The organism is Streptomyces sp. NBC_01197 (genome assembly GCF_036010505.1).
GTDB lineage: Bacteria > Actinomycetota > Actinomycetes > Streptomycetales > Streptomycetaceae > Streptomyces.
Genome location: NZ_CP108569.1, coordinates 2,478,564 through 2,502,410, shown reverse-complemented (window position 1 = coordinate 2,502,410; position 23,847 = coordinate 2,478,564). Strand labels below are relative to the sequence as shown.

General features: G+C 70.0%; 20 protein-coding genes. 6 read left to right on the top strand and 14 right to left on the bottom strand.

Annotated elements, in window-relative coordinates; all coding sequences use genetic code 11:
* The first annotated feature begins 74 nt into the window (after positions 1-74).
* The 3 genes from OG452_RS11205 to OG452_RS11195 all read left to right on the top strand — a co-directional run bounded on the left by OG452_RS11205 (position 75) and on the right by OG452_RS11195 (position 2,552).
* Complete coding sequence (locus OG452_RS11205; protein ID WP_327295471.1) at positions 75-1,430, top strand: MFS transporter; 1,356 nt, start codon at positions 75-77, stop codon at positions 1,428-1,430.
* An 88-nt stretch (positions 1,431-1,518) separates the two neighbouring features.
* Positions 1,519-2,361, top strand: coding sequence for a helix-turn-helix domain-containing protein (locus tag OG452_RS11200; protein WP_327295470.1), 843 nt, complete (start codon positions 1,519-1,521; stop codon positions 2,359-2,361).
* A complete protein-coding gene (locus OG452_RS11195) occupies positions 2,343-2,552 on the top strand; it encodes a DUF397 domain-containing protein (protein ID WP_327295469.1) in 210 nt (69 codons plus the stop codon). Before OG452_RS11200 ends, OG452_RS11195 begins: the two co-directional genes overlap by 19 nt.
* Here the strand turns inward: OG452_RS11195 and OG452_RS11190 are convergent, their stop codons facing one another.
* Complete coding sequence (locus tag OG452_RS11190; protein ID WP_327295468.1) at positions 2,553-4,553, bottom strand: TPM domain-containing protein; 2,001 nt, start codon at positions 4,551-4,553, stop codon at positions 2,553-2,555.
* Positions 4,554-4,652: 99 nt separating this feature from the next.
* Here OG452_RS11190 and OG452_RS11185 point away from each other — a divergent pair, with 99 nt between their 5' ends.
* Positions 4,653-5,741, top strand: a complete 1,089-nt coding sequence (locus tag OG452_RS11185) for a hypothetical protein (RefSeq protein ID WP_442810150.1) — start codon at positions 4,653-4,655, stop codon at positions 5,739-5,741.
* 50 nt (positions 5,742-5,791) lie between these two features.
* Here the strand turns inward: OG452_RS11185 and OG452_RS11180 are convergent, their stop codons facing one another.
* The 4 genes from OG452_RS11180 to OG452_RS11165 are packed head-to-tail and all read right to left on the bottom strand — an operon-like array spanning position 5,792 to position 9,759.
* Positions 5,792-6,562, bottom strand: a complete 771-nt coding sequence (locus OG452_RS11180) for a succinate dehydrogenase/fumarate reductase iron-sulfur subunit (protein ID WP_327295466.1) — start codon at positions 6,560-6,562, stop codon at positions 5,792-5,794.
* Positions 6,559-8,574 (bottom strand): fumarate reductase/succinate dehydrogenase flavoprotein subunit, encoded by a 2,016-nt coding sequence (locus tag OG452_RS11175; RefSeq protein ID WP_327295465.1) that lies wholly within the window; start codon positions 8,572-8,574, stop codon positions 6,559-6,561. The genes OG452_RS11180 and OG452_RS11175 overlap by 4 nt, the downstream gene beginning before the upstream one ends.
* Positions 8,575-8,588: 14 nt before the next feature.
* Complete coding sequence (locus OG452_RS11170; RefSeq protein ID WP_327295464.1) at positions 8,589-9,413, bottom strand: hypothetical protein; 825 nt, start codon at positions 9,411-9,413, stop codon at positions 8,589-8,591.
* Positions 9,414-9,444: 31 nt separating this feature from the next.
* Positions 9,445-9,759 carry a hypothetical protein gene (locus OG452_RS11165; RefSeq protein ID WP_327295463.1) on the bottom strand — a complete coding sequence of 105 codons (315 nt, stop codon included), beginning with the start codon at positions 9,757-9,759 and terminating at the stop codon, positions 9,445-9,447.
* A gap of 357 nt (positions 9,760-10,116) precedes the next feature.
* On the opposite strand from OG452_RS11165, the gene OG452_RS11160 reads away from it, so the two are divergent.
* Positions 10,117-12,372 carry an ABC transporter substrate-binding protein gene (locus OG452_RS11160; RefSeq protein WP_327295462.1) on the top strand — a complete coding sequence of 752 codons (2,256 nt, stop codon included), beginning with the start codon at positions 10,117-10,119 and terminating at the stop codon, positions 12,370-12,372.
* 341 nt (positions 12,373-12,713) lie between these two features.
* Positions 12,714-14,585, top strand: a complete 1,872-nt coding sequence (typA, locus tag OG452_RS11155) for a translational GTPase TypA (protein ID WP_327295461.1) — start codon at positions 12,714-12,716, stop codon at positions 14,583-14,585.
* Between the two features lie 108 nt (positions 14,586-14,693).
* On the opposite strand, the gene OG452_RS11150 is transcribed toward typA, so the two are convergent.
* The 9 genes from OG452_RS11150 to OG452_RS11110 form a co-directional block, all read right to left on the bottom strand.
* Entirely contained in the window at positions 14,694-15,278 is a 585-nt protein-coding gene (locus tag OG452_RS11150; RefSeq protein WP_327295460.1) for a Uma2 family endonuclease, read from the bottom strand.
* Positions 15,279-15,377: 99 nt separating this feature from the next.
* A complete protein-coding gene (locus OG452_RS11145) occupies positions 15,378-15,614 on the bottom strand; it encodes a hypothetical protein (RefSeq protein ID WP_327295459.1) in 237 nt (78 codons plus the stop codon).
* The gene (locus OG452_RS11140) at positions 15,611-16,057 is read right to left on the bottom strand and encodes a hypothetical protein (protein ID WP_327295458.1); all 447 of its coding nucleotides are present in this window, start codon (positions 16,055-16,057) and stop codon (positions 15,611-15,613) included. Before OG452_RS11140 ends, OG452_RS11145 begins: the two co-directional genes overlap by 4 nt.
* A 182-nt stretch (positions 16,058-16,239) precedes the next feature.
* Positions 16,240-17,739 (bottom strand): sensor histidine kinase, encoded by a 1,500-nt coding sequence (locus OG452_RS11135; protein WP_327295457.1) that lies wholly within the window; start codon positions 17,737-17,739, stop codon positions 16,240-16,242.
* Positions 17,736-18,464 carry a response regulator transcription factor gene (locus OG452_RS11130; protein ID WP_327295456.1) on the bottom strand — a complete coding sequence of 243 codons (729 nt, stop codon included), beginning with the start codon at positions 18,462-18,464 and terminating at the stop codon, positions 17,736-17,738. The genes OG452_RS11135 and OG452_RS11130 overlap by 4 nt, the downstream gene beginning before the upstream one ends.
* Positions 18,465-18,799: 335 nt before the next feature.
* The gene (locus OG452_RS11125; RefSeq protein WP_327295455.1) at positions 18,800-19,819 is read right to left on the bottom strand and encodes an ABC transporter ATP-binding protein; all 1,020 of its coding nucleotides are present in this window, start codon (positions 19,817-19,819) and stop codon (positions 18,800-18,802) included.
* A gap of 27 nt (positions 19,820-19,846) precedes the next feature.
* Positions 19,847-20,884, bottom strand: coding sequence for an ABC transporter ATP-binding protein (locus tag OG452_RS11120; RefSeq protein ID WP_327295454.1), 1,038 nt, complete (start codon positions 20,882-20,884; stop codon positions 19,847-19,849).
* A 60-nt stretch (positions 20,885-20,944) separates the two neighbouring features.
* Positions 20,945-21,925, bottom strand: a complete 981-nt coding sequence (locus OG452_RS11115) for an ABC transporter permease (RefSeq protein ID WP_327295453.1) — start codon at positions 21,923-21,925, stop codon at positions 20,945-20,947.
* 109 nt (positions 21,926-22,034) lie between these two features.
* On the bottom strand, positions 22,035-23,798 hold the full coding sequence (locus OG452_RS11110; RefSeq protein ID WP_327295452.1) for an ABC transporter substrate-binding protein: 1,764 nt from the start codon (positions 23,796-23,798) through the stop codon (positions 22,035-22,037).
* Between the last annotated feature and the right edge of the window lie 49 nt (positions 23,799-23,847).

Sequence of the window (23,847 nt, the reverse complement as noted above, 5' to 3'; positions counted from 1 at the left end):
AGGAGCCGGAACCGCCCCGCTCCGCAGGTGCTCCGAGAGAGCCCGCGTACGAGCACTCCCGGAAGGAAACGGACGTGGCCTCCTCCTCAGCCTCCTCTCCGACCCCCCAGCCGCTGCCGCCGTCAGAGACTCCGGACCTCCGTCCGGGCACGGACACCGCCGACGGCGCGGGACGCGGCACGCTCCTGCTGATGTCCGTGGCCGTGGGGCTGTGCGTGGCGAGCAACTACTACGCCCAGCCGCTGCTGGACACCATCGCCCGCGATCTGCACCTGTCGTCCACCGGCGCCTCGCTCGTGGTGACGGTCTCCCAGATCGGCTACGCCCTGGGTCTTGTCCTGCTGCTCCCGCTCGGTGACCTGCTGGAACGCCGCCGACTGGTGTGCGGCCTGACCCTGGCGACGGCGTGCTCCCTGGTGCTGACCGCGATCGCGCCGAACGCCGTACTGCTGCTGGCCGGCACCGCACTCACCGGGCTCCTGTCGGTGACGGCGCAGGTCCTGGTGCCGTTCGCCGCCGACCTGGCCGCCCCGGAGCAGCGCGGCCGCGCGGTGGGAACGGTGATGAGCGGCCTGGTCCTGGGCATGCTGCTCGCCCGCACCGCGTCCGGCGCGCTGGCCGAGGTCGGCGGCTGGCGCACGGTGTACTGGGCCGCCGCCCTGGCGATGCTCGTCCTGACCGCGGCACTCCACCGGGCGCTCCCGCAGTACCGGGGATCGGCCGGCCTCGACTACCCGCAGCTGCTGCGCTCCACCGCCCGGCTGCTGGCGGACGAACCGGTGCTGCGGACACGGGCGTTGATCGGCCTGCTGGCCTTCGCCTGCTTCAGCGCGCTGTGGACGTCCCTCGCCTTTCTGCTGTCCGGCCCCGGTTACGGCTGGTCGGACGCCGAGATCGGGCTGCTCGGCCTGGCCGGCGCGGCAGGTGCGATCGCAGCCCAGCTGGCCGGCCGGCTGGCCGACCGCGGACGTACCACCCTGACCACGGTGACGAGCGCGCTGCTGCTGCTCGGCTCCTGGGGGCTGCTGGCCCTGGGAGCGCACAGCCTGGCCGCGCTGATCGCCGGGATCGTGCTGCTCGACCTGGCACACCAGGGCGTACACATCACCAACCAGTCGCTGATCTACGCCCTGCGGCCGGATTCCCGTGGCCGCATCACCTCCGCGTACATGACGTGCTACTTCGTCGGCGGCGCGCTCGGCTCGGCCCTGGTCGGCGCGGCTCACTCGCACGCGGGATGGAACGGGGTGTGCGTACTGGGCGCGGTGATGGCCTCGCTGCTGTGCGTGGTGTGGGCGTGGAGTACGGCCACGGTGCAGGCTTGGTGGCGGGGTCAGCCCCGGCTGAGGGCGGTGTGGGCGGTCGCCGGGGGCGCGTGCATAGCGGTGGGTGTGCTGCTGCTCATCGCCTTCGCTGTGCGGTTCCGCTGACGGGCTCATCTGCCATGAATTACGGTGCGTAGTGGGGGCGTTACGGAAAGAACCGTCCGAGTGGGACGGGCGCCCCGGAAGGAGCGCCATGCCGCAGCGACGCCTTGTCACCAGCCGCAGCCAGGAGCCGCGCCAGCGGTTCGCGGAGGAGTTACGGAAACTGCGCGCCGAGCGGGGCGTCAATCTGCGGCAGCTCGGCGAGCGGCTGGGCTGGGACCACTCGCTCTTCGGGAAGATGGAGAAGGGGGAGACGCTGGGCGGGCCTGAGGTGGTCCAGGCGTTGGACCATTACTTCGGTACGCAAGGGTTGTTGCTCGTTCTGTGGGAGCTGGCCACGGGGGACCGTACGCAGTTCCGGGAGCGGTACCGGAGGTATATGACCCTGGAGGCTGATGCGGTCAGCCTCTGGCACTTCGCGGTGAGCGTGCTGCCCGGTCTGCTTCAGACTCCCGGGTATGCGCGGGCGATTCTGGCAGCGGGCGGGATTCAGGAGCCTGAGCTGAAGCAGCAGGTGGAAGCGCGGATGGGGCGGCGGGAACTGCTGGAAGGGCCGGGTGCGCCTCCGTTTCGCGTCATCGTGTCCGAGGTGGTGCTGCGGACCGCCCCGAGCGATGTGAACGCATGGAGAGAGCAGTTGGAGTACTTGGTCGAGGTGATGGAGCGCCCGAACATCACGCTTCATGTGCTGCCTTTCAGTGCAGGTATGCATGGCTTGGACAGCACCGCCGTGAAGTTCCTGCGACTGCCGGACTCGCGAACCGTGGCCTATGTCGAAAACGCCTATCGGGGCGAACTCATCGAAGAATGCGGACCGGTTGAGCACCTGCAACGTGCGTACGATGCAATGCGCGACCTGACGCTGTCCCCGGCCGAGTCGCGGAAGTTCGTCCTGCGCATGTTGGAGGAAGTGCCGTGCGATCCCTCGATCTGAGCATCACCAAGTGGCGTAAGAGCAGTTACAGCAACTCGACCGGAGGCGATTGCATCGAGGTGGGCGACGGCTGCGCCACCGTCGTGCCGGTCCGGGACAGCAAGAACCCGGACGGACAGGTGCTCGCGTTCGCCGTGGGCGGCTGGGCTTCATTCGTCTCCGCTGTGAAGAGCGGCGAGATACGCGCCTGATCACCTGTCGCCACCCATCCGGCCTCGGGTCCCGGCGCCGCCGAAGCGGACCGGGGCGCCGCCCGCCCCGAGCGGCCCGCCGATGACGATGCCGCCGAGCAGCGCGCCGCCCGGGTCCCCGCCGGGCCGGGTCCCGTAGGTCCGTACGTCCTGCTCGGCCAGGTACTGGGCCTGTCCGGCCAGGGAGTCGGCCTGCTGGGCGCCGACCAGGGCGCGCTGGACCTCGGTGGCGGCGAGCGTGCCGGACTCCTCCAGGTGGCGCTGGGCCTCCGCCAGCCGGGTGCGGGCCTGGCTGCCGATCGCGCCGCGGTGGGTCGTGAGGTAGTCGGCCGCCGCACCGGTCCTGGAGCGCGCCGTCAGCGTGGCCGCTTCGAGGAGTCCGACGGTCCGGCGGGGGCCGATCGCCTTGTCCAGTGACGCGTGGGCCTCCCCGACCCGGCGCAGCGCGTCGACCGGGTCGTACGGGCCCGCCGACTGCTCCTGCCGTACCCCCGCCGTGACCGTCTCCGCGCGCTCGATCCGGCTGTGCAGATCGGCGCCGGCGGCCCCTGCGGCGGTGGCGCCGGGCAGGGCGCGGGCCTCCGTCAGGTCCGCCTCCGTCTCGGTGAGCGCGCCGGCCAGCCGGACCTCCGCCTCGGCCACCTCCCCGGCCAGCCGGTCGACCGCGTCGATGAGGGTGGCCGCCTGGCCCACCGCGCTCTCCGCGGCCCGTACGTACAGCGCGGCCTCCGCGTACTCCCCGGTGTCCACCGCCTGCCGGGCCCGGTTGAGGCCGTTGGTCGCGAACAGCAGCCGGTCCTTGGCCTGTTCGACGTTCCCGGCGACCGGCGCGGACGCCGGTTCGGCGTACTGCTCGCGCAGCGCGGTCAGGGTGGACCCGGCTGCTCCGGTGCGGGCGGCGGCCGTCCGGAAGGCCGTCTCCGCCGCTGCCAGTGCCTGCGGGGCATCCTGTTCCAGGGCGCGCAGCCGGTCGAAGTCCGCCGCCTCCTCGTCGAGGCGCCGGCCGGCCTCCGTGCACCGCGCGACGAGTTCCTCCAGCATCTGCCGCCGGGCCGCTTCGTCCTCGGGGCACGAGTCGTCGAGCTGCTGGCGCAGCCGGAACGCCCTGGCCAGCTCGGTCCTGGCATACGTCAGCGCCGCCGTGTACGGCTCCGCCGCCCCGTCCCCGAACCGGGCGATGGCCAAGCCGAGTTCCTCCGTACTCGTCCGGACCGCGTCGTCCGTCCCGGCCAGCAGTTTCCCGGCCTCCGTGTCCAGCTGCGCCAGCGCGATCCCCCCGGTACCGCTCCAGCCCTGCTGCTGTGCGCTGCCCGCGGGGGTGGTCCTGGTCTCGGCGCGCCGCCTTCTGCGGGTGTACGCGTAGATCGCCAGGCCGCCGACCACGACCACCAGCGCGAGCGGCACCAGCAGGGCGCCGTTGCCCATGCCCACGGTGCTGTGGCCGCCCGGATCGGAGGCACCCGGAGTGATGGCGGGGGTGGGCACGGGCTGCCCGGCGACGATGGCGCTGTATCCGTTCGCGGCCCCGATCGCGGTGCCCGCCCAGTCGTGCTGGGCGAGCGGCGGATCGATGGCCTTACGGGCGACGGCCTCCAGCTGGGCGTTGGTGAACTTGGTGGTGCCGCTCTGCCCGGTGTACGCGTACTGGCGCGCCTGCGTGCCGATCGCCAGCAGGATGTCGTCCTGGCCGAGGCCGTTGCGGCTTGCAGTGGCCCGTGCCCGGTCCTGCGCGGTCCGCCCGGAGAAGTCCTTGACGTAGACGACGAAGAGCTGGATGTGCCGCTTCTCGTACAGCGCGTCGATGGCGCGTGCCACCGCGCCCCTGCGGTCGCCGAGCGCGTTGACCTGGTCGGTGATCTGCCCCTTCGCCGAGAGGACGGGCGGGTCGGCCGCATGCGCTGCCGGTGACGGGGCCACCAGCAGGAACACCACGGTGAGCACCGCGGCCAGCGTGGCGATGACGGCAGTGTGTGGCCGTGCGGATGGCTCGTGCGGCGTCACATTGGGGAGCGTATGGCCGTCCTGGGCGCCCCGCGACCGCAGCTACTCTGCGGGGCATACCGTACGAGCTTGTGGGGGGCATGGGTGCAGGTACGACACATCGGCGGCCGGAACTGGGCCGTCCGGAGTTGGGCCGTCCGGAGTTGGGCCCCCCGGAGCGGACGAACGCCGCGGGGGCCGCGCCGCACCTGGCTCACCTGGCTCAAGCGGACCGCACTCGGGGTCGCCGTACTCCTCCTCATCCCCGCGCTCACCGCGGGCATCGCCCTGCGCGCGAACTACGCGGGCGACTACCGCGACGGCACCCGCACCCGCGGCCGGGACGCCATCTGGCTGGGCCACGCCTGGGTCGACGGCCGGAAGAAGGACGCCGACGTGGCCGCGCTCGCGGCCCGGCTGCGGGGGACAGGCCTGCGGGACCTCTACGTGCACGCCGGGCCCCTGGAGCACGACGGCACCCTGCCGCCCGCCCGCTACGCCGGGGCCAAGTGGCTCATCGGCGCCGTACACCGCGAGCTCCCCGGCGTACGGGTCCAGGCCTGGCTCGGCGACCAGCTGGCCACCGAGAGCCCGGAAGGACTCGACCTCACCCGGGCCGCGTCCCGCAGCGCGATCGTGGATTCCGCGCGCGGGGTCATCGACGCGGGGTTCGAGGGGACGCACTTCGACCTGGAGCCGCTGCACTCGGGCGACCGTGACTATCTGGCGCTCCTCGACCGGCTGCGCGCTCTCACCAGGGCCCGGGGTGTCCTGCTCTCGGTGGCCTCCCACCAGATAGACCCGCTGCCCGCCCTGCACACCGTCGCGGGCGCGCTCACCGGGCATCCCAAGTACTGGTCGCAGAAGTTCTTCGGCGAGGTGGCCCGCCGGGTGGACCAGATCGCCGTCATGTCGTACGACACCGCGCTGCCGCTCCAGAGCCTGTACGGCGGCTATGTCGCCGAGCAGACCACGCTGGCTCTCGAAGTCACCCCGGAAGCAACCGACTTGCTGATGGGGCTGCCCTTCTACCACGAGACCAAGCCCGGTCATCTGGCGTCCGCGGAGACGGTCGCGGCAGCGGTGCGCGGGGTGCGGCTCGCGCTCGGCAGGCAGGACCGCGACCGGGAGCACTTCGGAGTCGCGCTGTACGTGGACTTCGCAGCGACGGAGGCCGACTGGACGGCGTACCGGAAGGGCTGGAACTGAGGGTGCCGGAGCGGGGCCGGGCGGGGACGCCGGCCCCGGTTCGGCCCGGCTCACTCGCGGCGGCGGCCGATCTTGTTCCCCAGCCAGACCAGCGGGTCGTACTTCCGGTCGACGGCCCGCTCCTTGAGCGGGATCAGCGCGTTGTCGGTGATCTTGATGCCCTCCGGGCAGACATCCGTGCAGCACTTGGTGATGTTGCAGTAACCCAGGCCGTGCTCCTCCTGCGCGGTCCGCTTCCGGTCGAGCCCCGCTTCGGCCGCGGCGTCCAGCGGGTGCATGTCCAGCTCGGCCACCCGCATCAGGAACCGCGGACCGGCGAAGGCCGCCTTGTTCTCCTCGTGGTCGCGCACCACATGGCAGGTGTCCTGGCAGAGGAAGCACTCGATGCACTTGCGGAACTCCTGCGAGCGCTCCACATCCACCTGCTGCATCCGGTACTCGCCCGGCTTCACCCCCTCCGGCGGAACGAACGCCGGCACCTCCCGGGCCTTCGCGTAGTTGAAGGACACATCCGTCACCAGGTCCCGGACGACCGGGAAGGCCCGCAACGGGGTCACCGTGATGGTGTCCGTCCGTGCGAAGACCGACATCCGCGTCATACACATGAGCCGCGGCCGCCCGTTGACCTCCGCGCTGCACGAACCGCACTTGCCGGCCTTGCAGTTCCAGCGCACCGCCAGATCGGAGGCCTGGGTCGCCTGGATGCGGTGGATGATGTCGAGGACCACCTCGCCGTCGTTCACCTCGACGGTGAAGTCCCGCAGCTCCCCGCCGTCCGGGTCCCCGCGCCAGACCCTGAAGCGTGCTTCGTACGAACTCACTCGTACAACTCCTCTTCGGCGAGGTACTTGACCAGCTCGTCCCGCTCGAAGAGGGCGAGCAGGTCCTGACGGATCGGCACGGTCTGCTTGCGGACCAGCACGATCTGGCCCGTGTCCGGCTCGGCCGGGACCGGATCGGCCCCCGCCGGGCCGGCCAGCCGGCAGAGCAGATTGATCCCGCGCCAGCCGCGCTCCATGTCGGGACAGTCCTCGCGGGTGTGCCCGCCGCGGCTCTCGGTCCGCTCCAGCGCGGCGCGCGCGATGCACTCGCTGACCAGCAGCATGTTCCGCAGGTCCAGCGCGAGGTGCCAGCCCGGGTTGAACTGCCGGTGCCCCTCGACCCCGGCCCGGCGGGCCCGTACCCGCAGCGCCGCCAGCTTCTCCAGGGCCTGCTCCATCTCTGCCTCGCGGCGGATGATGCCGACCAGATCGTTCATCGTCTGCTGGAGTTCCTGGTGGAGGGTGTACGGATTCTCCGCCGCCGCTGGGCCGGGCCCGTTCCCGGTGTCCGGGCTTTCGGCGCTGAAGGGCCGCAGCGCCTCGGCGGCCGCCGCGTCGATCCGGTCCTCGTCGATCTGCGGCCGTACGGTGAGCGACGCCGAGTGGCGTGCCGCGTGCAGCCCGGCGCGGCGGCCGAAGACCAGCAGGTCGGAGAGGGAGTTCCCGCCGAGCCTGTTGGAGCCGTGCATCCCGCCCGCGACCTCGCCCGCCGCGTAGAGCCCCGGCACACCGAGCGCGGCCGCGGTCTCCGAGTCGACCGCTATACCGCCCATCACGTAGTGGCAGGTCGGACCGACCTCCATCGCCTCCGCGGTGATGTCGACATCGGCCAGCTCCCTGAACTGGTGGTACATCGAAGGCAGTCGGCGTTTGATGACCTCGGCGGACATCCGCGTCGACACATCGAGGTAGACGCCGCCGTGCGGTGAGCCGCGGCCCGCCTTGACCTCGGAGTTGATGGCGCGGGCCACCTCGTCGCGCGGCAGCAGCTCGGGCGGGCGGCGGTTGCCGTCCGGGTCCTCGTACCAGCGGTCGCCCTCCTCCTCGGACTCCGCGTACTTCTCCTTGAAGACATCGGGGATGTAGTCGAACATGAACCGCTTGCCCTCGCTGTTGCGGAGCACCCCGCCGTCGCCGCGCACCGACTCGGTGACGAGCAGCCCCTTCACCGAAGGCGGCCAGATCATCCCGGTCGGGTGGAACTGCACGAACTCCATGTTCAGCAGCGGTGCGCCCGCGAGCAGCGCCAGCGCGTGGCCGTCGCCGGTGTACTCCCAGGAGTTCGATGTGACCTTGAACGACTTGCCGATGCCACCGGTGGCGAGGACCACGCTGGGCGCTTCCAGGACGAAGAACCGGCCCGACTCGCGCTGGTAGCAGAAGGTGCCCGCGACCCGCTCGCCCGTGGCGGAGGCGCCGTCGGGCGCGGTCGTGGAGGCGGCCGTCGTGGGAGAGGTGTCATCCGGCGCCGAGGTGAGGATCCGGGTGACCGTGCACTCCTGGAAGACCTTCAACCGCGCCTCGGGGTCGCCGAATTCGCGCTCGTCCTCCTGCTGGAGCGAGACGATCCTCTGCTGGAGGGTGCGGATGAGCTCCAGGCCGGTACGGTCGCCGACATGGGCGAGGCGCGGGTACTCGTGGCCGCCGAAGTTGCGCTGGGAGATCTTTCCCTCGGGTGTGCGGTCGAAGAGCGCGCCCCAGGTCTCCAGCTCCCAGACCCGGTCCGGGGCCTCCTGGGCGTGCAGCTCGGCCATCCGCCACTGGTTGAGGAACTTCCCGCCGCGCAGGGTGTCGCGGAAGTGCACCTGCCAGTTGTCGCCCGAGTTCACATTGCCCATGGAGGCCGCGATCCCACCCTCGGCCATGACCGTATGGGCCTTGCCGAAGAGCGACTTGCAGATCACGGCCGTCCTGGCGCCCTGTTCGCGGGCGGCGATGGCGGCGCGCAGCCCGGCGCCGCCCGCGCCCACGACCACGACGTCCCACTGCTGCCGGTCGAGCTGAGTCGTCATCCAAAAAACCTCATCTAGAAGAACCTCGGATCGTCGAAGACACCGGAAGCGACCAGATAGACGTAGAAGTCGGCGACCGCGATGCTGACCAGCGAAGCCCAGGCGAGCTGCATATGACGGGCGTTCAGCGTGCTGACCCAGCCCCAGAGCCGGTAGCGCACCGGATGCCGGGAGAAGTGCTTCAGCCGGCCGCCCACGATGTGCCGGCAGGAGTGGCAGGAGGCGGTGTACGCCCAGATCAGCGCGGCGTTGACCAGGAAGACCACGGAGCCGAGGCCCATATGGCCCCAGTGGTACCGCTCGTCGCGGAAGGTCAGCACCGTGTCGTACGTCAGGATCCCGGCGATGACCACGGCCGCGTAGAAGAAGTACCGGTGGATGTTCTGCATGATCAGCGGGAAGCGGGTCTCGCCGCTGTACTTCTTGTGCGGTTCGGCGACCGCGCAGGCCGGCGGGGAGGCCCAGAAGCCCCGGTAGTAGGCCTTGCGGTAGTAGTAGCAGGTCAGCCGGAAACCCAGTGGGAAGATCAGGATCAGGATGGCGGGGGAGATCCCCCACCAGCTGCCGAAGAGGTCCCAGTCAGGTCCGTGCCGCATGGGCACGCACTTCTGCGCCAGGCAGGGGGAGTAGAAGGGTGAGACGTAGGGCGCCGTGTAGTAGTCGGCGTTCGCGAAGGCCCGCCAGGTCGAGTAGACGACGAAGGCGAGCAGTCCCGCGGCGGTGGCCGCGGGCGAGAGCCACCAGCGGTCGGTCCGCAGATGGCGGGCGGCGATGGCGGCGCGCGATGCGTCGTGCACGCCCGTGCCGGGACTGGGCCGGGGTTCCGTACCTGTTGCCAACGGGGACTCCACTTCGTCGGCCGATCTGGGGTCAGGGGGCGTGCCGGTCGCGAGCGCCGATCCCCTCGTCGTCCACGTAGTCGCCGGCCGCGGAGGACGCGGCGGACGACCAGAGGGCAGCGTCGTACGGGGCGTCGGAGATGGTGACCAGATCGGGGCCGGCCGCAGGGTACGCGGCCGGTACGGCTGCACGCAGCAGGGCGAGGCTCTCGCGCAGATGGCCGGCGTCCGTACGGACCCGGCGGACCTCCAGGCCGCTGCCGAGCCGCTCCTCCAGCAGGCCGAGCGAGCGAACCAGCTCATCGAGAGAGCGCTGAGCAGCGGTCAAATCATCGTGCAGGGGCATGACTTGCCTCACTTCCGCCGGTGCGGACGGCAAACGATCGCGCGTCGGAGAGTGTCGCGCGTCACATCCCGCTTGTGAAGGGATACGGACGGATCCGCCGGAGTCGCGGGTGCGCCCGGCGGCGCGCGGCGCGTGCGAGCGCCCCCATTGACCCGCCCGCGCGGTGCGTGCGAGCGCCCGCATTGCTCCGCACGGGTGGGGTTCGCGCGGCGCCCCGCCGTGTCTCCCACGGACGGCGCCGGGCCTCCCCTTCAGTGAAGGGGTCATAGGTGTGATCAACATGAAATGCCACCAAACCCGAAGATTCGCGCTCATTCCCAGCAGGACTGAGCGGGGTCGGCCCCGGAGGTATCAGCCATGTCCCACGTCGGCGTCCCACACGGGAGAGCGAAGCGTCGCAGCGTCGCGCTCCTCGCTACCGGTGTACTCGCGCTGCCCGTGCTGGCCGGGTGCGGTTCGAGTGATGAGCACAGCGGCGACGCGAAGGCGGTGGCGCCGGACATCGCGACGGCGTCGCGGGCCCGGGTCGCCGACGGCGGCACCGTGCGCTGGGCGGTCGACGCGATGCCCGCCACGCTGAACACCTTCCAGGCCGACGCCGACGCGACCACCTCACGGATCGCGGGCGCGACGCTGCCCTCGCTGTTCACGCTCGACCGCTCGGGGCGGCCGAAGCTCAACGGCGACTACCTGGAGTCGGCCGACGTCATCAAGAAGGAGCCGAAGCAGGTGGTCCGCTACCGGATCAACCAGAAGGCGGTCTGGAGCAACGGCCGGGAGATCGGGGCGCCCGACTTCGTGGCCCAGTGGCGGGCGCTCAGCGGCAGGGACTCGGGGTTCTGGACCGCGCGCAACGCCGGGTACGACCGGATCGAGAAGATCGAGAAGGGCAAGAACGACCTGGAGGTCCAGGTCACCTTCAACAAGCCGTATGCGGACTGGCGTTCGCTCTTCACGCCGCTGTATCCGAAGGAGGTCATGAGCACCCCGGACACCTTCAACGACGGGGCGCGCAAGGCGCTCGCGGCGACGGCGGGGCCGTTCGGCATCAAGAGCGTCGACGGGGATGCCAAGCAGATCAAGCTCGTCCGCAACCCGCACTGGTGGGGACAGGAGGCCAAGCTCGACTCGCTCGTCCTGACCGCCGTACCGGCCGGGGAGCGCACCGCGGCCCTCACGGCGGGCTCCGTTGACCTGGCGGACGTCGACGGACAGGCCGCAGGGCGGATCACCCTCGCGGGCAAGGACGGGAGCAACGGGCAGCCGCTGACCCACGGCCCCGGCAGCGATGTGCAGCCCGCCGACGCCCTGCTGAACTGGGCGGCGGCGCACGGCGCGGACGGCCCGGAGGTCCAGGAGGCCGCGAGCCGGGCCGCCGAGCAGACCCGCAAGGACCGCCAGGAGTACGCGCGGCAGCAGGCGGCCCTGCACGGCTATGTGGTCCGCAAGTCCCTGGAGCCGGCCTTCACCCAGCTGGCCATGAACGGCAGCTCAGGACCGCTCCAGGACGAGCGGGTGCGCCGGGCGGTCGCCAGGGCGCTGGACCGCAAGGAGATCGCGTCCGACGTACTGAAGCCGCTCGGGCTGCCCGCCCTGCCGCCCGGCAGCCATCTGGCGCTGGCGGGCCAGGAGGACTACGCGGACAACAGCGGGGCCGTCGGCGGCCATGACCCCCGGCAGGCCCAGGCGCTGCTGGCCGACGCGGGCTGGACGGCCAAGGGCGCGCGCGAGACCGACCAGGGCACCAAGGCGGGCAGCAAGCCCGACGCTTCGGGCAAGCCCGCGGAGTCCGGCAAGCCGGAGGCCTCGGGCAAGCCGCAGGAGTCCGCGAAGCCGCAGGAGTCCGCGAAGCCGCAGGAGTCCGCGAAGCCGCAGGAGTCCGCGAAGCCGGACGCGGCCACGAAGCCCGAAGCGGCCGGGCAGCCCGCGGCCGGCTCTCTCGACGACTCGAAGGCCGGCGGCGACTCGAAGTCCGGTGCCGCGAACGGCGACGAGAAGCACCAGGTGGCGGGCGCGTACGCCCCCAAGGGCACCGCGGCTCCGGCCGCCGCCGCACCCGCCGCCGCGCTCGGCAAGAACGGCAAGCCGCTGACCCTGCGCTTCGTGCTGCCGTCGGGACCCGGCTCGGAGGTGATCAACAGCGTCGGCGCCAAGATCACACAGGAGCTGGACGCGGTGGGTATCCGTACGGTGGTCAGCAAGGTCGACAGCGCCGGTTACTTCAAGGACCACATCGCGTCCGGCGACTACGACCTGGCCCTCTACTCCTGGCCCGCCACCGCCTACCCGGCCACCGACGCCCGGCCGATCTACGCCAAGCCGGCTGTCGCGTCCGACGGCTCGCTCATGGTCGACCAGAACTACACCCGGGTCGGTACCGAGCGCACCGACCAGCTCTTCGACCGCGCGTCCGGCGAGCTGAACGAGAAGGCCGCCCGGGACCTGGTGAAGCAGGCCGACGCCCATATCTGGGCCACCGCAGGATCGATTCCGCTCTATCAGCGCCCGGAACTCGTCGCGGCGAAGCGGGGTCTCGCGAACGCCGGAGCCTTCGGTTTCGCCACCCCCGTCTACCAGGACATCGGCTTCCTGAAGTCCGCCAAGAGGTCCTGAGCACCTACCGGAACCGATCCCGTATTCCACCCGGTGATTCCGCGTCACCGCAGGTCGTGACGGTGATCGCGGGTCCTGGCCGGGAACCGGACCTGACACCTCCACTTGCCCGCCGGCCCTGTCGGCGGGCAAGCTGGTGTCCCGCGCCGCAGGCCGGCCCGCGAGACCAGTCCCGCCCCCGCACGACCCTTGGTACGCAAGGGCCGGGGGCCGGTAACCGTCGCCCGGGAAGCCCCAGGCGCGCAGGCCCCGTACCATGGGACTGGCCGTGGCGCGTCCGCCCGGCGGGCGTACCAGGACAGACGCCGCATCCCACGAGCTGAGAGAAGCGCAAGCCACCCATGCCCACGCGCCACGACATCCGTAACGTAGCCATCGTCGCCCACGTCGACCACGGCAAGACCACCCTGGTCGACGCCATGCTCAAGCAGGCCGGCGCCTTCGCCGCGCACGCCGCCGAGCACCTCGACGACCGCATGATGGACTCGAACGACCTGGAGCGTGAGAAGGGCATCACGATCCTGGCCAAGAACACGGCCGTGAAGTACCACCCCAAGGATGGCGGCGACGTCATCACGATCAACATCATCGACACCCCCGGCCACGCCGACTTCGGCGGTGAGGTCGAGCGCGGTCTCTCGATGGTGGACGCGGTCGTTCTCCTCGTCGACGCCTCCGAGGGACCGCTGCCGCAGACCCGCTTCGTGCTCCGCAAGGCCCTGGACGCCAAGCTGCCGGTCATCCTCTGCGTGAACAAGACGGACCGCCCGGACTCCCGGATCGACGAGATCGTCAACGAGACGTACGACCTCTTCCTGGACCTGGACGCCGACGAGGACCAGATCGAGTTCCCGATCGTCTACGCGTGCGCCCGTGACGGCGTCGCCTCGCTGACCAAGCCCGAGGACGGCACCGTCCCGCAGGACAGCGACAACCTGGAGCCGTTCTTCTCCACGATCCTCTCCTCCGTCCCGGCGCCGGAGTACGACGAGGACGCCCCGCTCCAGGCGCACGTCACCAACCTCGACGCGGACAACTTCCTCGGCCGTATCGCGCTCTGCCGCGTCGAGCAGGGCGAGCTGCGCAAGGGCCAGACGGTCACCTGGATCAAGCGCGACGGCACGCAGTCCAACGTCCGCATCACCGAGCTGCTGATGACCGAGGCGCTCACCCGCAAGCCGGCCGAGAAGGCGGGCCCGGGCGACATCTGCGCCATCGCCGGTATCCCGGACATCATGATCGGCGAGACGCTGGCCGACACGGAGAACCCGATCGCGCTGCCGCTGATCACGGTGGACGAGCCGGCCATCTCGATGACCATCGGTGCGAACACCTCGCCGCTGGTCGGCAAGGGCGGCAAGGGCCACAAGGTCACCGCCCGGCAGATCAAGGACCGTCTGGACCGCGAGCTGGTCGGTAACGTCTCGCTCCGCGTCCTGGACACCGAGCGTCCCGACGCCTGGGAGGTCCAGGGCCGTGGTGAGCTCGCGCTCGCCATCCTGGTCGAGCAGATGCGCCGCGAGGGCTTCGAGCTGACCGTCGGCAAGCCCGAGGTCGTCACCAAGCAGATCGACGGCAAGACGCACGAGCCGATCGAGCGCATGACGATCGACTCGCCCGAGGAGCACCTCGGCGCCATCACCCAGCTGATGGCGACCCGCAAGGGCCGTATGGAGACCATGACGAACCACGGTTCGGGCTGGGTCCGCATGGAGTGGATCGTGCCGTCCCGCGGCCTCATCGGTTTCCGTACGGAGTTCCTCACGCAGACCCGCGGCACCGGCATCGCGCACTCGATCTTCGAGGGCCACGAGCCGTGGTTCGGTGACCTGCGCACCCGCCACAACGGTTCGCTGGTCGCGGACCGCGCGGGCGTCGTGACGCCGTTCGCGATGGTCAACCTCCAGGAGCGCGGTGTCATCTTCACGGAGGCCACCACGGAGGTCTACGAGGGCATGATCATCGGTGAGAACTCGCGTGCCGACGACATGGACGTGAACATCACCAAGGAGAAGAAGCTCACCAACATGCGTGCCGCCTCCGCGGACACCACGGAGAACGTGGTGCCGGCCAGGAAGCTGTCGCTGGAGCAGTCGCTGGAGTTCTGCCGCGACGACGAGTGCATCGAGGTGACCCCGGAGACCGTGCGTATCCGCAAGGTCGTCCTGGACCAGAAGGAGCGCGGCCGCAGCGCCTCACGCGCCAAGCGCTGACGCCTCCCCGGACCAGCCCCTGGTTCCGGACCTCGCCCGGCCCTCCACCGCTACTACTGGTGGGGGGCCGGGCGTTCGTCGTCGGGCGGCCCCCCACCGGGCGGCTGATCAAGGCATCTGATCGCCGGGCTTCCCGTACCGCCGGAAACCACTGGTCTCCACGGACCACGGGCCGAGCGCCACGGTGTCGCCGAAGATGTACGGGGCCTTCTGCCGGTACCGGTCCCCGCAGGGGTCGGAGTGAACTTCGATCGTTCCGGTGCGGGGATCGACGATCATGTACAGCCCGATCCCCATGGCCTGGTACTCGGTGAGCTTCTCACCGTAGGCGTTCTCCGGGTTGGACGGCGAGACGATCTCGATGACGGCCAGGACCTGAGTGGCGTCGACGGCGAGACCTGCTTCGTCCAGTACGTCCTCGGGGATGACGAGGGCGTCCGGGCGCCGCATACGGCCGATCTCGGGGTGTTCGATCTCCGGCCCGTTTTCGCAGATGTAGCCGGGATGAGTGGCGGGGAGCTGCTCATTGAGCTGATTGCGGATGCGGCGGACCGTGCCCTCATGGCGCTTCGACGGACTCATCATGGCGAGGAACGGCCCGCTTGGGCCGATCTCGACATTCCACGACCCCTCAAGCCGCTCGGCGTAGGCGGTGAGATCCTCGGCGATCGCGCGCATCTTCGCGTAGTCCATACGCGAAGGGTAGCCAGAGTGGCACCCGGGCGTGACGACGGCCCGGGTGACCCCGTTGGGGCACGCAGGCCGTCGTCGTGTGCGGGGGAGCGGCAGGTGTCAGTTCCCGGAGTTGTCGGCGTCGCCGTTGGCGTCGGCCGAAGCGGCGGCGTGCTCGGCGTCGTCGACCTTCTTGCGCATCTGCGGGAGCTGGTCCCCAGAGGCCGGGGAACTGCTGCTGGAGGCGGCTGGGGCAGCCTTGCCCGGTGTGGTGGCGGACGAGCAGGCCGTGGTGGCCAGGAGCGGCACCGCGACGGCGGCAGCCGTCACCAGTACGGACAGACGTCGGCGGTTCATGCGGCGGGCGCCGCCTTGTCCTTCGCGCCGCCGTTGTTCGCCGCGCACCAGGTGGCGACGGACTTCAGGTCGGGCTGCTTCCCCTTGAGGGTCGTCAGAAGGCCCTCGCGGGTGGCGAGGCGGTCGCCGAGAAGCTTGGCGATGGCTGTGTGGTTGTCCTTCTTGGCGTCGGTGATGCGCTGCTCCAGGTACGTGATGGAACCGCGGGTACCGACGGTGCCCTCCATCCGCTTGATCCGCTTGTCAATCCGCTTCTCCAGCCGGGGGACCCGACGGCAGAGCTTCTTCGCCCCGTCATCCTTGGGGCCGTTGGCGTGCGCGGCGGTGGATCCCGTCTTGGCGGGGGCCGCGCCGTCGGCGGCGTACGAGGGCGCCGCGGCTGCTGTCGCGGCGAGGACGAGGCCGGCGAAGGCCGCGGTCATGGTCGCTGTGCGACGCTGCATGAGATCGCTCCACTCTCTTCAACTGCCCGGATATGGCTGAGCCCGCCCCAGGTGTGGGACACAGCGGCGGGCTGCGTGAGAGCGAAGGTAGGAACCGTTCTTGTGGTTTCTTTGTGAGCCGGTCAGCTGCCGGCCGGAGACCCGGCACAGCCCGTGGATCCCCAGGGGCGTGGCGGTAGGTCTCAGGCCGGGGGCCGTGACGCGGACCCCGCTCGGGCTCTCGCCATGGTGCTGTCCGTCAGCCAGTCCCGGCGCTGCGGCACCACCGCGCCGGGCCCATCGGGGCGGGCGAGGGAGAAGGTGATCTCGAACCGGGCCCCGCGGCCGGCGGGACCGTCCAGCACCTGAAGACCCCCGTGGTGCAGGTCGATCTGCTGGGCGACCAACGTCAGGCCCAGACCCGACCCCGGGCTGTCGGAGCGCCGGTGGAAGCGCTGGAAGATCGCCTTCCGCTGCTCGGGCGGTACGCCGGGCCCCTGGTCGTCCACCGTGAGAACGACCGTCGGGGCGCCGCTGTCACCGGCTGCCCGCAGCGCCACGGCCACGTGTGCGCTGCCGTCCGCGGACCGGCCGTGCGCCAGGCTGTTGGCGAGCAGGTTGTCCAGCAGCGAACGCAGCCCGGGCTGCCATCCCTGCACCGTCAGGCCCGGACCGCTCTCGCACGTCACATCCGCATCGGGATGTGTGCGGCGCAGGTCGGACACGGCCGCGTCGGTGAGCTCGGCCAGGTCGACGGGCGTGAACGCGTCCGCCTCGACCAGGTCTCCCTGAGCGAGAGCCCGCAGCATCAACAGCAGCCCCAGCAACCGTGCGTGCCCCCGCCGGAGATCCGCCACGGTCTCGGCACGGTCGGCGGGATCGAGGTGCTGGAAGGCGTCGAGGATGTCGAGGTTGGTCTGCATGCTCATCAGCGGGGTCCGGAGCTCGTGGGACGCGGCGGCGGAGAACGAACGCGCTGTGGCCAGGGCCTCCGCGGTGCGGGCCGCCTGTTCGTCGTAGCGTGCGAGAAACGTCTGCAGCGTGCGCGCGAGATCGTCGACCTCGGTGATCCGGGTCGGCGTGTGTTCCAGGCGGGCCGCACTGGTATGCGGGTCCAGGCCGCTGGTGCGCTGCTGCAGGCGCCGCAGCGGTCGCGTGGCTCCGGCAGCCAGCGCCCACGCCAGGGCCGCGGAGAGCGGTGCGGCGAGCAGCGAGACGGTGATGACCCGGCTGCGTACGAGCTGGAGCTGTCCCTGGCTCGCGGCTTCGGGCGAGAAGAGCCACAGTGTTCCGCGGACGCCGTCCTGGGGGTCGGCCACCGGGACCGTCAGCGCGCGCCATGTCCTGCCGTGGGAACGGACTGTGACGGGATGGCCTGTCGGGGCCGGCAGACGCACGGCGGGGCCGGGTTGCGGACCGTCCACGACGGTGCCGTCCGGGCCGGTCAGGCGGATACCGATGTCCAGCGCCGAGGTGAATAGCGCGTGCTGGCGGGCCTGTTCGGCGCGCGGACGGTCCTTGGAGGTGGCGCGGAGCAGACCGCGTGCAGCCGACGCGACGCTGTGCGCCCGCTCACCGAGCCGGCGGTCGGCCTGCGTGTGCAGATCCCTGCCGACCAGGCCCACCAGTGCCCAGCCCGCTGCCCCCACCAGGAGCGGCACCACAGCCCCCACCACGATCGCGATCCGGGTGGACAACCTCATGACCCGTTCCTCTTCCCGCTGCCCCCGACGCTCTCGTCATCACGCAGTACGAAGCCCACGCCACGCACGGTGTGCACGATGCGAGGGCGTGCGTTCGCTTCCAGCTTGCGGCGCAGATAGCTGACGAAGGTGTCCACCGCGTCGTTGCGGATCTCGAAGTCGTAGCCCCACACCCGGTCCAGCAGCTGTTCGCGGGAGAGGACCAGACCGGCGTTACGGGCCAGGACTTCGAGCAGTCCGAACTCTCGCCGGGTCAGCTCCACCGGCCTGCCGTCCAGACTGGCGGTGCGCGCGGCGGCATCGAGCAGCAGGCCACCGACGCGTACGGAGTCGGTGGCGCCAGGCGGCCGGCGGCGAAGCAGCGCGTGCAGTCGCAGTACCAGTTCATCCAGGGCGAACGGCTTGACGAGGTAGTCGTCTCCGCCCGCCTGAAGCCCCGCCACCCGGTCCGCCACCTCGTCGAGGGCGGAGAGCATCAGCACCGGTATGTCGTTGCCGGCGGTCCGCAGGTGCCGGCAGACCTCGATGCCGTCGAGGCCGGGCATCGAGATGTCCAGGACCACGACATCCGGAGTCTCGTCCGCCACCTTGGCCAGCGCGCTCCGGCCACCGTCCGCCAGGTCGACGGTGAATCCGTTCAACCGCAGACCGCGCCCCAGCGACCGCCGGATCGAGATGTCGTCGTCCACCAGCAGGACCCGCCCACAGCCGGCTGTCGCACCCATTACCGCCTCCGCCCGTCGCCGTACCGACCGCCGAGACGCAGTCGGCGCACCTGGCCCACCGCCTTCCCGTACCGCCGGAAGCCGGTCCATACGCGAAGGGTAGCGAGAGCGACGTCCAGGCAGCTTCGGCCCCGGCGTGAGCGGTCATCGGATCACCGGGAACACAGAGCGCTTGCGGGGCCTGAGCCCTCTCTGTTGGGATGCGATACCCGTGCGGCTTGTGAGGGCGTCAAGTGCCCCTGCGGCGGCAGCACAGGACAGCACAGCGCCCCGCACGGTGGGTACGGGGCGCTGTCGGAGCGGCCAGGACCGGAGTTCGAGCCGGGCGCAGAGGGTCAGGCCGCGACCGTGGGCTCCTCGGGGAAGTGGCACGCCGTCAGGTGACCGGGCTTGCTGTCCGTCAGCTGGACGAGCGGCGGCTCGTCGGTGGCGCACTTCTCCGTCGCCTTCCAGCAGCGCGTACGGAACCGGCAGCCGCTCGGCGGGTTCAGCGGCGACGGGACGTCACCGACCAGCCGGATGCGGTTGTCCTCCTTCTCCGTGCCCTCCTCGGAGACCGTGGCCTCCGGGACGGCGGAGAGCAGCGCCCGCGTGTACGGGTGCCGCGGGGCGCTGTAGAGCGTCTCGCGGTCCGCGATCTCGACGATCTTGCCGAGGTACATGACGGCGACGCGGTGCGAGAAGTGCCGGACGATCGCCAGGTCGTGGGCGATGAAGAGGAAGGAGATCCCCATCTCCTTCTGGAGCTTCTGAAGGAGGTTGACGACCTGGGCCTGGATGGAGACGTCGAGTGCGGAGACCGGCTCGTCCGCGACGATGAGCTTCGGCTCCAGGGCGAGGGCGCGGGCGACGCCGATGCGCTGGCGCTGGCCGCCGGAGAACTCGTGCGGGAAGCGGTTGTAGTGCTCCGGGTTGAGACCCACGATCTCCAGGAGCTCACGGATCCGGTGCTCCCGGCCGCCCTTGGGATTGATGTTGTTGACCTCCATCGGACCACCGACGATCTTGCCGACGGTCTGACGGGGGTTGAGCGACGAGTAGGGGTCCTGGAAGATCATCTGGATCTCGGAGCGGACCGGCGCCAGTTCCTTGCGGGAGGCGTGCGTGATGTCCTGGCCCTGGTACGTGATCTTGCCGGCCGTCGGCTCCATCAGCCGGGTTATCAGCCGTCCGGTGGTGGACTTGCCGCAGCCGGACTCGCCCACCAGGCCGAGCGACTCGCCCTGGTGGACGGCGAAGTCGAGGCCGTCGACCGCTTGGACGTCCGCGACCTTGCGCTTGAACGGGAATCCGCCCATCACCGGGAAGTACTTGGTCAGGCCGGTGACTTCGAGCAGGGGGGTGTCGGTGGTCATGTTCGTTCGTTTCCCTTTGGCTCTGGGTCAGCTCAGCCGGGGCTGGATCTGGTCGGCGAAGATGTCCTTCTTCTGGGCTGGGCTGAGGTGACAGGCGGAACCGCGCCCCGCGGCGAGTTCCAGAGGCGGCCTCTCGGTGGAGCAGATGTCGCCCTCGACCTGGTCCTTGAAGGTGCACCGGGGGTGGAAGCGGCAGCCGGTCGGCGGGTTCAGCAGGCTGGGCGGCGTGCCCGGGATCGGCATCAGCGGGATGTCGACCGGACCCTTCAGGCTCGGCATCGAGCCGAGCAGCCCCCAGGTGTACGGGTGCTGGGGCGCCCGGAGCACCTCACGCTTGGTGCCGCGCTCCACGCAGCGGCCGCCGTACATCACCAGCACGTCGTCCGCGATGTCGGCGATCACGCCGAGGTCGTGGGTGATGAAGACGATGGCCGTGCCGAACTCCTGCTGGAGGTCCTTGAGGAGGTCCATGATCTGCGCCTGGACGGTGACGTCCAGCGCGGTCGTCGGCTCGTCGGCGATCAGCAGCTCGGGGTCGCAGACCAGCGCCATCGCGATCATCGCGCGCTGCCGCATACCGCCGGAGAACTGGTGCGGGAAGTCGTCGACCCGCAGGTCCGGCTGCGGAATGCCGACCCGGGTGAGCATCTCGATCGCCCGCTTCCGGGCCTCCTGCTTGGAGGCGCCGGTGTGCTTCCGGTACGTCTCGCTGATCTGCCGGCCGACGGTGTGGAACGGCGAGAGCGAGGCCAGGGCGTCCTGGAAGATCATCGCCATCTTGTTGCCGCGCAGCTGTTCGAGCTCCCGCTCACTGGCGCCGAGCAGCTCCTTGCCGTCGAGCGTGATCTCGCCGCTCATCTGGGTGCGTTCCCGGTCGTGCAGGCCCAGGATCGTCAGGTTGGTGACGGACTTGCCGGAGCCGGACTCGCCGACGATGCCGAGGGTCTTGCCCTTCTCCACGTCGAAGGAGAGGCCGTCGACGGCCTTGACTGTGCCGTCCTCGGTCGAGAAGTGGACCTGTAGGTCCCTGACAGAGAGGAAGGGCTGCTGATCGGTGCTCGTCACGAGGACGCTCCAGGAAGTGTTGCGGGGATCGGGGGTGGGGCGGAGAGGGGCGGGAGCGGGTCAGGCGAGACGGATCCGCGGGTCGATGAGGCCGTAGATGGCGTCCACGAAGATGTTGAAGAAGACGATCGCCGCTGCTGCCACGAGCGTGACGCCCAGGAGCATGGGCAGGTCGCTCGTGTCGACGGACTGCACCGCGAGACGGCCGATCCCCTGGATGCTGAAGACCTGTTCGGTGATGATCGCGCCGCCGATCAGCGTGCCCAGGTCGATGCCGAAGATGGTGACGATCGGCCCCATGGCGCCGCGCCAGGCGAAGCGGAAGAAGACCGAAGCCCGGGAGAGTCCCTTGGCGCGCGCCGTGCGGACGTAGTCCTCGGTGAGCTGTTCGACCAGCTGAGAGCGGGTCATACGGGTGTAGTTCGCCGTGAAGATGATGGAGAGCACCAGCCACGGCAGCAGCAGCCCGGACGCCCACTTGACCGGGTTCTCCGTGATCGGCGTGTAGGACGGCTGGTCGAGCAGCCCCATCTGCTGGACCAGGATGAACATCGCGATGTAGCCGACGAAGTAGATCTGCAGCGAGGAGCCGAGCAGCGAGACGGAGCTGGCGATCTTGTCGAGCGCCTTGCCCTGCTTGACGGCGGCGATCATGCCGGCGCCGATGCCGATGATCAGGAAGAAGAAGGCGGAGCCCAGCGCGAGCGAGATCGTCAGCGGCAGCCGGTCCAGGATCGTGCCGAGGACGGGCTGGCGGTTGGTGAAGGAGTAACCGAGGCAGGGGGCCGGGCAGTGGCCGTAGTTGCCGTAGTCCCGCCCCGCGAAGATGCCGACCAGCCAGTGCCAGTACTGGACGGGCATCGGGTCGGCTATCCCCAGGTTCAGCCGGATCTGCTTGAGCAGCTCGGGCGTGCAGGTCTTGCCGCAGGCCAGGCGCGCCGGGTCACGGGGGATCGCGTAGAAGAGGTAGAAGACGATGGCGCTGATGACCAGCAGGATGACGATAGCGCCGGTCACGCGGCGGAGAAGAAATCGAAGCATGGGGTCGTGACTTTCCGGGTGGGGCGCCGTCGCCGAGGTGTAGGGAGCGGGGGAGGGCCGGGGGCCGGGGGCGGGCAGCCGATCGGGCCGCCCACCCCCGGACGACGTGCTACGCCGTGGTGTACATCTTGCAGATAGCCATACCGGTCGCGCCTGCGTCGTAGTACATGCCGCCGACCTTGGAGCCGTGGAACCAGTTACGGATCGGCCAGTAGTCCGGCACACAGGCCGCCAGTTCCATGATCTGGCGGTCGAGGGCGCCCCAGGCTGCGTTTGCCTTCTTCGGGTCGGTGATCTGGGCGTCCGCGTCGATGGCCTTGTTGACGCTCGCGTTGTTCAGCTGAGGCCAGTTCGAGGCGCCGTTGGCGATGACTCGTCCGTCGAAGGTGGGCTGGAGGGCGGTGTAGCCGCCCGGCCAGTCGGCGGACCAGCCGGCCGCGAACATGTCGTAGGTGTTGTCGATTTGGGCGATCTGCGTGTAGAAGGTCGTCTTGTCAACCTGCTTGGTCACCGGCTTGAAGCCCGCCTTGGTGAGGGCGACCTTGATCGCCACCGCCTGCTTTATGGCGTAGTCGGACGACTGGAAGGCGATGACGACCTTCTGGCCGAGCTTGCCGGCCTCCTTGAGCATGGCCTTGGCCTTGACCGGGTCTCCGGTCGGCTTCTTCCGCTTGCCGTAGAGGTCGAAGTCGATGTGGCCCGGGGTGAGCGGGCTGATGATCGTGGTGGCGATCTCGGAGGAGGCGGTGCCACCGCGGATCAGCTGGCACTGCTGCGACGGCCACGCGTAGTTGAGCGCCTGGCGGACCTTGACGTCCTTGATCCGCGTCGTGTTGATGGCGTAGTAGTACGTCGCGTTGTCGAGGTGCGTGAAGACACGCTTCTTCATCGCCGGGTCGCCGAGCACCTTCTGCATGCGCTCGGGGGCGACCTCGTTGAACATCGACACGGTGTGCTGGTCGTTGCCCTGGTCGGCGATGTAGCGGTCCGTGGACGCGAGCAGCTGGAAGCCGAACTGCAGCTGCCACTTGTCGGGGTACGCGTTGCGGATCGGGTCCGTCTTCGGGTCCCAGTGCGGGTTGCGGGAGATCGACATCGACTTGCCGGGCTGACGGGCGTCGATCTTGTACGGACCGCAGGAGAACGGCTTCTTGTCGTAGTCCGCCTTGGTGTCGTGCTTCTTCGGCACCAAGGAGAAGGCGCGCATTCCGAGCGTGAGGTTGAAGTCGGAGCGGGCGGTGTTGAGGTGGAAGGTAACGGTGTTGCCGCTGATCTCGATCGAGTCGAGGTGCTTGCCGTCGTAGGGGCCCTTGTAGTCCTTGCCGCCGACCAGCCACTGCTGCGGGTAGCGCGGACCGTACGTGATGAAGGTGGCGAAGAGCCGCTCGAAGGTGTGGCGGACGTCCTCGATCGTGACGGGGGAGCCGTCCTCCCACTTGCCGCCGTCCTTCAGCGTGAAGGACCAGGTCTTGCCGCCGTCCTTCATCGTGCCGGCGTCCGTGGCGAGGTCGCCCACCAGGGTGGAGGTGCCGTCGTTGGAGATCTTGTAGCCGACCAGGCCGCGCATGAAGAGCGGGGTGATCCAGCCCTCGTAGCTGGACCAGATCTGCGCCGGGTCCAGGTGGTCGCAGTCGAGCTGGTCCATCGTCCAGATCGTGCCGCCCTTGACCGCGCCCGGAACCTCGGGGGCGGGACCGACGGAGTCGGCCTTGGTGCCTATGACGATCTTGCTGGCCTTGCCCTTGCTGACGTCCGGGGCGCCCTTGTCGCTGCCGCCACCGCCACCGCCGCCGCTGCTGCATGCGCTGAGGACGGTGGAGCTCGCGGCCGCCACCCCGGTGGCGATGAGGAAGTTTCTACGGGAGAAAGACATGGCGTATCGGTCCTTGGTGTCGGTGGACGAGGCAGGTGCTACAGGCCGG

Excerpts from the sequence above, each read along its gene's own strand:
- OG452_RS11165 (WP_327295463.1), bottom strand. The coding sequence starts at position 9,759 with ATGCCCCTGCACGATGATTTGACCGCTGCTCAGCGCTCTCTCGATGAG.
- OG452_RS11140 (WP_327295458.1), bottom strand. The coding sequence starts at position 16,057 with ATGCAGCGTCGCACAGCGACCATGACCGCGGCCTTCGCCGGCCTCGTC.
- typA (WP_327295461.1), top strand. The coding sequence starts at position 12,714 with ATGCCCACGCGCCACGACATCCGTAACGTAGCCATCGTCGCCCACGTC.
- OG452_RS11175 (WP_327295465.1), bottom strand. The coding sequence starts at position 8,574 with ATGACGACTCAGCTCGACCGGCAGCAGTGGGACGTCGTGGTCGTGGGC.
- OG452_RS11150 (WP_327295460.1), bottom strand. The coding sequence starts at position 15,278 with ATGGACTACGCGAAGATGCGCGCGATCGCCGAGGATCTCACCGCCTAC.
- OG452_RS11200 (WP_327295470.1), top strand. The coding sequence starts at position 1,519 with ATGCCGCAGCGACGCCTTGTCACCAGCCGCAGCCAGGAGCCGCGCCAG.
- OG452_RS11115 (WP_327295453.1), bottom strand. The coding sequence starts at position 21,925 with ATGCTTCGATTTCTTCTCCGCCGCGTGACCGGCGCTATCGTCATCCTG.
- OG452_RS11125 (WP_327295455.1), bottom strand. The coding sequence starts at position 19,819 with ATGACCACCGACACCCCCCTGCTCGAAGTCACCGGCCTGACCAAGTAC.
- OG452_RS11110 (WP_327295452.1), bottom strand. The coding sequence starts at position 23,798 with ATGTCTTTCTCCCGTAGAAACTTCCTCATCGCCACCGGGGTGGCGGCC.
- OG452_RS11135 (WP_327295457.1), bottom strand. The coding sequence starts at position 17,739 with ATGAGGTTGTCCACCCGGATCGCGATCGTGGTGGGGGCTGTGGTGCCG.
- OG452_RS11160 (WP_327295462.1), top strand. The coding sequence starts at position 10,117 with ATGTCCCACGTCGGCGTCCCACACGGGAGAGCGAAGCGTCGCAGCGTC.
- OG452_RS11145 (WP_327295459.1), bottom strand. The coding sequence starts at position 15,614 with ATGAACCGCCGACGTCTGTCCGTACTGGTGACGGCTGCCGCCGTCGCG.
- OG452_RS11130 (WP_327295456.1), bottom strand. The coding sequence starts at position 18,464 with ATGGGTGCGACAGCCGGCTGTGGGCGGGTCCTGCTGGTGGACGACGAC.